Consider the following 7,495-nt stretch of genomic DNA (forward strand, 5'->3'; position numbering starts at 1 on the left):
TAGCGAGCGAACAATCAACACAGCCACGTTCGTGGTCATGACGGAGCCGAGCGCCAGCGAGGCGCAGTCATGAGCACGACCGTACGGATCCGGTATCGCGACGGACTGTGGATCATCGCGCCGGAAGGCGCGCCCACCGTCGTGGACGGCATGGCCGGAATCGACGTGCTGGTACTCGAAGTGGCGGGTGGACATCTGACCTGGAGCCTGCTCGCCGGCCACGCGACCCCGGCGGCGGTGATCGATGACCGTTCGCTCGCCCAGGAATGGGTCTGGGCGATTTACGGCCAGGAGGTAGCCCTCGCTCTCGACGAATCCGACAGCGACACAAGCGGATACACCGCCGAGCCCGCATTGCCGGACCTCGCGGCACGCATTTGGCGGCTCGGCTATGCCCGCTGGGCGGCGCGCTGGTGGCCCGCCTCCACCCTGGATGGCATCGCCCCGCTGGACGAGCACCTGCTGGAGGACGAAATCGCCGCGTTGAGCGAGGAGTGCGAGCTGATCGTCGACGGAGCGGACGCGCTGGGCGAGAGACCCAGCGGCGCCGAGCCCGTGGGCCGTGCGGAGGACTACGCGCTGGCCGCGGGACCGGTCGCAACAGTCGCACCCGGCGCCCTGGTCTCGGCCAGGGGCACGGCAGGCTGGGACTGGCGTCGCTGCCCACCGGGCTTGCTCGACGCCTCGGAGCGCGCCGTGTCCTGGGAAGTGGTGCGCGACGCGGGCACGACGATCGTGCGGGTCAGCGTGGTCGCCGCGCCGCTGCCGGTGGTGGATGTCCCAGCGCACCTGCATCCCCGTGCCCGTATCCGGGCCGCAGGCGCGGTCGACGTGCCTCTGATTCGCGACGGCGAACTCTGGCAGGCGCAGACAGCCGCACCGACCGGATCGGAGTCGGGTGTGGCCGTGGAAATCTACGTGCCGGGCGTCGGCGTGGAAGAGCCGGAACCGGACGACGTAAACCGTCGCGCCCGAATCCGCGCGCTGGTCATGGCGCGGCTACGCCGCACAACCGATGCGCCGGACCATCCCGTCGAACGCCCGTTACTCGCCGAAATCGCCGCCGCCGCCTCGGATTCGGACTTCTGACATGACCGACGAGACTCCGGACGACGGTCGCGAACTGCTCGCCGTTGGCGCCGCGGCCTATGCTCGCGGCGACACGGCGGAGGCCAAGCGCCTCTTCGAGGAAGCCGCGGAGAAGACCACCGGCGACATCCGGCTCGGCGCGATCATCAACGCGGCCAGCATGACCGACGAACTCGGCGACCACACCGCCTCGCTCGCTCTCTACCGTGCGGCACTGGCCGAAATGCCCGAGTACGCACCGCGTTTGCGCCCGAACACACTGGTCAACATGTCGCAGGCGTTGCAGCATCTCGGTGCGCTCGACGAGGCGCAGCAGGCGCTGGAGCAGGCACGGGCGTTGCTCGCCGACAACACCGACACCGACCTCGGCGTGCTCCGCGTGGCCTGCTTGCTGTCACTGACCGCGGTGGCACTGCACCGCCAGAACTGGGCCTACGCCGCCGAGCTGGCCACCGAATCGCTGGCGGCGGCACGGCGATTCGCACCGCAACTGGCCGGCCACCCGTTGATGAATCTCGCCGCGACCTACTTCGAGACCGGACGCCGCGATCTGGCCATCGATTTCGCGCGGCAGGCGCTGGCCGCGTTCGCGTCGGTGGACGACCGCAACGCGGTCGCCGAGACCGAACAGAACCTCGCGACCATGCTGGTCCGCGTCGAGCGGTACGACGAAGCGGAGGCTCCGCTGCGGTCGAGTCAGGAGTACTTCGAGCGCGCCGATCTCGGCTATCGAGCCGGAATCGGGCTCAAGACGATGGGGTTCCTCGCCGAGGGCCGCGGCGATCTCGCCGGCGCCCAGGACTGCTACGACCGGGCCTTGGCCTACTTCATCGAGTCGGGCGCCGTGCTGGACGCGGCCGACCTGCGCATCCGGCTGTCCACGGTGGCGCTCGCGACCGGGCGGCCGGCCGAGTGCGAGGAGCTGCTCGCCGCGGCGTTCGCGATCTACGCCGAGCGCGGCCTCGGACTGCACTGCGCCCAGCTCGATTTCTGGCATGCGAAGCTCCTGGACGATGCGATCGCCGCGACCGAGGCGCCGACCGCGGAAATGCTCGCGCACGCGATCGGCCTCGCCGTGCCCGCCGCCCTGGCCATCGACGCCGTGCGCTGCACCCTGCCCAATGGCACCCAGCGCGAGCAGTGGAACCGCCAGATCGCCGACCCCGCCATGCGGTTGGCGTTCCGGTTCGCCTACCTGTCCGGCAACGGGCCACTGCTCGCCGATCTCATCGAGACGCAATGCGCTGGAACCACCTTGGTCATCGACCGCGCCGAGTACGACCGGCCCGCGCGGCTCCCGCTCGCATTGTTCGAAGCACCGCCGGAGTTCGACGACCATCCCGGCAGCGCCGCGCTGCAACTCGGCGCCGCCCTCGCCGACGTCGCGGCAGGCGCCGGTCTACCGGTCGCGCCACCGCCGCGCCTGGCGCTGGCCGCGGAAGGCCGGATCGCGCTCGCGCCGTTCATCACCGCCGCCGAACAGCGCTACGGCCGGGTGATCCGCGACGATCGGGTAGTGACGATATGACGCCGACAGTGATCGTCCGCATGGCGGACGCGGGAGACGTGTACGTCTCGTGGCGGTGGGTCGGCGACAGTGCGGAGCGTGGCGCGAGCATGCTGCCGGAGGAAGCCGCCATGCGGGCGGTGAGCATGCTCGCCGACGCGCTGCCACGGCCTGGCGAGCCCGGTGGCCTGGAACGCGCGCTGACCAGCGGAGCCTTCACCGACTATGAGCGCGAATACGCTGTCGCGCAGGCCCTTTCTCGAGCACTGCTGCCGTACGGCTTGGCGACTCAGCTCTACGAACTGTGGCAGCGTGGCGTGCGTCCGCATATCCGGCTGCAACCGTCGCCGCGCGTCGCGCAGGTGCCGTGGGAGTTGATCGCGCCGGACCGCGATATCCGGCTGATCGACATCGCGGACGTCAGCCTGCTCGCCCCGGCGAGCGTCGTGCAAGCGCCAGGCCGCATCACCCGCGAATGGACGCGGACGCAGGCGAGTCCGGTCGTCGCGGTGCTGGACCCACGAGTCCCCGGGTTCCGCGCCGATTCGACGCTCGGCTCGGTGCTCGGCCGCATGACGGCCGACACCCCACTCGCGCAGCGCATCGCGGACTATGCCATGCGGGGCAGGCTGCGGCCCGCGGTCGAGGACCCAGTCGAGGTCTTCCGCCGCACCGATGTCGACCGCGCCTGGCTCGGCGCCACCTTGCGCGCGGGGGCCAGCCGCATGATCTACGTCGGGCACGTCACCGCGGCCGCGCCGGAATCCGGCCGCAGCGAGGACGCCGAGCTGCACCTTTCCTGCACAGCCGATGCCGTCGGCTTCGCCGAACCCACCCGGACGCACCGGCCGTTGTCGGCGAAGGATCTGCTGCTCGGCACACACACGATCGACCCATCTCCCGTTGCCGGGCCGCAACTATGGCCGATCCCGAGCCGGGTGGCACTGATCGCCTGTGAAAGCGGCGGAGACCTGCGATTCAGCGAAGCGCTCGGCCTGACCACCGCGATGATCAGCGGCGGCGCCGAACTGGTCACCGCGAGCAGGTGGGCGCTACCGACCGACCTCGCCTTCGGGCGCGTCGCGGGCGCACCGTCCGAAGCCAACCCGCTCCAGCAGGCCATCTGCGCCATCGACGCCGCACACGAACAGCCCGATCCGGTGTCTGCACTCGCCGATTGGCAGCGCGACCGGTTGGCCGCCTGGCGCGACACCGGCGGGATCGAGCACTCGCCGGTGCTCTGGTCGGCGTTCGCGACTGTCTGCGCCAGCAAACCATAGATCACGTTTCCGTAGACCGCTCTACCTGCATCGCGGACGCAAAAGTCGGACGAAAACGGGTAACCCGTTACTCATGCGCACCTGAATTCGGAGACGGCACCATTCGGAGCTGGAGCCAGCTAGGCTCGGACTCCTTCAGCCACAGCGTGTTCTGACCAGGAGTAGCTACACCATTCGGATGACCGTCTCGACCGGCCACTGAGGAGCCAGCTCATGCGTTACTACGCCGTCTACGACACCGACGGGAACATCGCCACCATTCTCGGACAACCCGACCATGCCCCGCCACTGCGTCCCACCGGCCACCACCTCGCCGAATTGGCAGTTCCCGAGGGAGTCATCGAGCCGGTTGACCCGGGCAACCTGATGACGCTGCTCGAAATCGCCGCGAGCAACCGTGGCGAGACATCGGCGCGCCCGAACTGACCGAGCACCTGATCGGCGATCGTCGACCGTCGAGTGCAGGCGGCTGAAGGTTCGCGTTACGCCCGGGTCAGCGCGACCACCGGGATGACGCGCGAGGTATTCATTGCGTGCTCGGCGAAGAACGGGTAGGTGTTCACGAGCATGGCCCAGGTCACCGCGCGGTCGTGACCGGTGAGCGGGGTGGCCAGCGCGGGATAGGTCTCCTCGCCCACCTCGACGGTCACCTGCGGATTGTTCCGCAGGTTCAGGTACCAGTCCGGGTGCTTCGGCGCGCCGACGTTGGAGCCAACGACCAAGAGCCGGTCGCCGTCGCGGTGGAACATCATCGGGGTGGTGTGCGGGACGCCGGAGCGGCGGCCGGTGGTGGTCAGCAGGACCAAGCGGTCGCGATGCATACCCTCGATATCGCCGCCCGCACGGAACTGAGCGATCGTTCGGCGATTGATTTCCTTGACGTCCATGGTTCACCTCGCTCGGATGTGGTGGACCAGGCTCAGCTTTCCCTCTGGACGCGCGCCGCGTCCGGGAAACGCACGGATCAGGATCGCGACCTGTGCGTTGAGCCGCGACGGGCGAGCCGAGCCGGATCACCACCTGGTGAACCCGCAGCGTGAATCGGTGCCTTTCCAGGACCGGGGTACGGCGAGTCAGTGCTCGTCGAAGTGACCGTTGTGGGCCGCGTGGCGGTGACCGTCGTGGATGTAGTCGACGTGGTCGCCATGCTGGACGGCCTCGTGGCCGCAGTTCGGGCCGTGCTGATGCGGGTGGTCGGTGCACTCGACGTGCCCGGACGGCTCGCATTCGTCGTAGTGACCTTCGTGTTCGCGATGGAGGTGACCGTCATGGGCGTAGTCGGTGTGATCGCCGTGCTGGAAAGCGGTATGGCCGCAGTCCGGGCCATGGACGTGCTCGTGGCCGGTGTGCTGCGCATGCGCTGTGGTCATCGAATTTCCCTCTTTCCTCGATCGGATAGTTGGAATCGCGATGCTCAATACATTAGCAGATGCGCATCAATCGAGATTGCCCTCGATGTGCTGGACGCGGCGGCTCAGAGCACCTGGGAGAGAAACCGCTGCAACCGCGGCGTCTGCGGGTTGTCGAACAGCGCGTCGGGCGAGCCGGTCTCCACGACCTGCCCATGGTCCATGAACACCACGCTGTCGGACACCGTGCGCGCGAAACCCATCTCATGCGTCACCACGATCATCGACATGCCCCCGGAGGCCAGGTCGGTCATCACCGCGAGCACCCCTTTGACCAGCTCCGGGTCCAGCGCCGAGGTGGCCTCGTCGAAGAACATGATCTCCGGCCGCATGGCCAGCGCCCGCGCGATCGCGACCCGCTGCTGTTGGCCACCGGAGAGGTTGGCGGGCCTGGTGTCGGCCTTCTCCGCCAATCCGACGATCGCCAACTGTTCGACGGCCAGCGCCCGAGCCTCGTCCTTGGACAGGCCGCGCAGCTTGCGCGGGCCGAGCGCGATGTTCTCCGCCACGGTCTTGTGCGGAAACAGGTTGAAGTGCTGGAAGACCATGCCGATGCGCTGGCGCAGCCGGTCCGGGTTCTCGGTGCGCACGGACTTGCCGTCCAGTAGCACGTCGCCCTGGTCCGGCTCGTGCAGCCGGTTCAGCACCCGCAGCAGGGTCGATTTGCCGGAGCCGGACGGCCCGATGACGGTGGCGGTCTTGCCCGCGTCGACGTGGATATCGATGCCGCGCAGCACATGGTTGTGTCCCAGTGTCAGATGCAGTCCGGTACCGGTGAGGGAGGCACTCATCTATCCGCGCCCTTCCGTGATCGTTGCGGTCTCGATCGGATCGATCGGCCGGTCGGGACGTCCGGCGCGCATCCGGCGGTCGATGTAGTTCACCAGGTGGGTGAGCGGGACGGTCAGCAGCAGGTAGGCCAGGCCTGCGGCGACCAGCGGCGAGAGGTTCCCGGTCTGCGCGTTGAGATCACGGCCGACCGCGAACAGCTCGCGCTGGGTGGCGAGCAGACCGAGGAAGTAGATCAGCGAGGAATCCTTGATCAGCGCAATGAACTGGTTCATCAGTGCGGGCAGCACCCGGCGCACGCCCTGCGGGATCACCACCAGAGTCATCGCCTGCCGGTAGCCGAAGCCGATCGCCCGCGCCGCCTCCAACTGACCCGCCTCGACCGACTGGATACCGGAGCGGAATATCTCGCCGATATAGGCCGAGGCCAGCAACGCGAGTGCGACGGCGCCGAGCCAGTACGGGTTGTTGCCGGTGAGAGTACGCACCACCGGGCCGACGCCGAGGCCGATCAGCAGGATGATCACCACGGCCGGCAGGCCGCGGAAGATGTCGGTGTACACCCGCGCAGGCCAGCGCAGCCAGCGCGTCCGGGAAATTCCGGCGACCGCGAGCAGCATGCCCAGCAGAGTGCCCAGCGCACCCGAAACCACCGCGAGGATCAAGGTATTCGGCAGGCCGGTCTTGATCAGATCGGGAAAGGCCTTGCGATACAACGACCAGTCGAAGAACGTGTCCTTCAATTGCTGCACCGTCGATTTCGGCGCTTTCTGCTCGGTGTCGCCCTGCCGCTCGTCCGCGGCCAGCGCGGCGAAGTCCGGCAGTTGCGGCGTTGTCGCGGTCTTGGAACCCGGCTTCCAGCCCGGCGGCAATTCCCTCGGCACCCAGTCGCTGTAGAGCCGGGCATAGGTGCCGTCCGCGATCACCGCGTCCAATCCGCTGTTGAGCGCATCGATCAGGGGCTGGTTGTGCTTGGCGACCGCATAGCCGACGAAGTTGTCCAGGCTGAAGGTGTTCTGCGACACCGAGATACCGTCACCGGGCTTGATCGCCCCTTCGGCCTGGGCGGACGGCGCGACCCACGCGTCCACCTGGCCGGACTTCAGGTTGGCGTAGGCGGTGTTGTAGTCCGGGAACTTCACCGGGTTCAGGCGCAGCTGGTTCACCACGAACTCGTCCTGCACCGTGCCCTGCACCACGGCGATCCTGGTGGCGCGGCCGAGATCGGAAAACCCTGTGATGGCACTGCCGTTCGGCACCACCAGGGAGAAGTAGCCGAAGTCGTAGCCATTGGTGAAGCCGACCAGCTGGCGGCGCGCGTCGGTGGTGGTGATGTTCGACGAGCCGACGTCGAAGCGGCCGCCGGACACCTGGGCGAGCAGTCCGGCGAACTCGGTGCCGGAGAACTCCACGTGCAGGCC

At 68.2% G+C, this 7,495-nt stretch carries 8 protein-coding genes; 4 read left to right on the top strand and 4 right to left on the bottom strand.

What is annotated here, in order from left to right; genetic code table 11:
• Window positions 1–69: 69 nt before the first annotated feature.
• The 4 genes from NA4_RS29000 (at window position 70) to NA4_RS29015 (ending at window position 4,302) form a co-directional block, all read left to right on the top strand.
• A complete protein-coding gene (locus NA4_RS29000; RefSeq protein WP_067477067.1) occupies window positions 70–1,089 on the top strand; it encodes a hypothetical protein in 1,020 nt (339 codons plus the stop codon).
• 1 nt (window position 1,090) lies between these two features.
• Entirely contained in the window at window positions 1,091–2,617 is a 1,527-nt protein-coding gene (locus NA4_RS29005) for a tetratricopeptide repeat protein (protein WP_067477070.1), read from the top strand.
• Entirely contained in the window at window positions 2,614–3,876 is a 1,263-nt protein-coding gene (locus NA4_RS29010) for a CHAT domain-containing protein (RefSeq protein WP_067477073.1), read from the top strand. The genes NA4_RS29005 and NA4_RS29010 overlap by 4 nt, the downstream gene beginning before the upstream one ends.
• A gap of 213 nt (window positions 3,877–4,089) precedes the next feature.
• The gene (locus NA4_RS29015) at window positions 4,090–4,302 is read left to right on the top strand and encodes a hypothetical protein (protein ID WP_067477076.1); all 213 of its coding nucleotides are present in this window, start codon (window positions 4,090–4,092) and stop codon (window positions 4,300–4,302) included.
• Between the two features lie 56 nt (window positions 4,303–4,358).
• Here the strand turns inward: NA4_RS29015 and NA4_RS29020 are convergent, their stop codons facing one another.
• The 4 genes from NA4_RS29020 to NA4_RS29035 form a co-directional block, all read right to left on the bottom strand.
• A complete protein-coding gene (locus NA4_RS29020) occupies window positions 4,359–4,763 on the bottom strand; it encodes a nitroreductase family deazaflavin-dependent oxidoreductase (protein ID WP_067477079.1) in 405 nt (134 codons plus the stop codon).
• A 186-nt stretch (window positions 4,764–4,949) separates the two neighbouring features.
• Window positions 4,950–5,246: a hypothetical protein gene (locus NA4_RS29025; protein WP_067477082.1), complete on the bottom strand. Its 297-nt coding sequence runs from the start codon at window positions 5,244–5,246 to the stop codon at window positions 4,950–4,952.
• Between the two features lie 104 nt (window positions 5,247–5,350).
• On the bottom strand, window positions 5,351–6,076 hold the full coding sequence (locus tag NA4_RS29030) for an amino acid ABC transporter ATP-binding protein (RefSeq protein ID WP_067477085.1): 726 nt from the start codon (window positions 6,074–6,076) through the stop codon (window positions 5,351–5,353).
• On the bottom strand, window positions 6,077–7,495 hold a 1,419-nt coding region (locus NA4_RS29035; RefSeq protein ID WP_067477088.1), incomplete at its 5' end, for an ABC transporter substrate-binding protein/permease. It lies immediately after the preceding gene.

The organism is Nocardia amamiensis NBRC 102102 (assembly GCF_001612745.1).
GTDB classification, from domain to species: domain Bacteria; phylum Actinomycetota; class Actinomycetes; order Mycobacteriales; family Mycobacteriaceae; genus Nocardia; species Nocardia amamiensis.

Excerpts from the sequence above, each read along its gene's own strand:
- NA4_RS29000 (WP_067477067.1), top strand. The coding sequence starts at position 70 with ATGAGCACGACCGTACGGATCCGGTATCGCGACGGACTGTGGATCATC.
- NA4_RS29005 (WP_067477070.1), top strand. The coding sequence starts at position 1,091 with ATGACCGACGAGACTCCGGACGACGGTCGCGAACTGCTCGCCGTTGGC.
- NA4_RS29010 (WP_067477073.1), top strand. The coding sequence starts at position 2,614 with ATGACGCCGACAGTGATCGTCCGCATGGCGGACGCGGGAGACGTGTAC.
- NA4_RS29015 (WP_067477076.1), top strand. The coding sequence starts at position 4,090 with ATGCGTTACTACGCCGTCTACGACACCGACGGGAACATCGCCACCATT.
- NA4_RS29020 (WP_067477079.1), bottom strand. The coding sequence starts at position 4,763 with ATGGACGTCAAGGAAATCAATCGCCGAACGATCGCTCAGTTCCGTGCG.
- NA4_RS29025 (WP_067477082.1), bottom strand. The coding sequence starts at position 5,246 with ATGACCACAGCGCATGCGCAGCACACCGGCCACGAGCACGTCCATGGC.
- NA4_RS29030 (WP_067477085.1), bottom strand. The coding sequence starts at position 6,076 with ATGAGTGCCTCCCTCACCGGTACCGGACTGCATCTGACACTGGGACAC.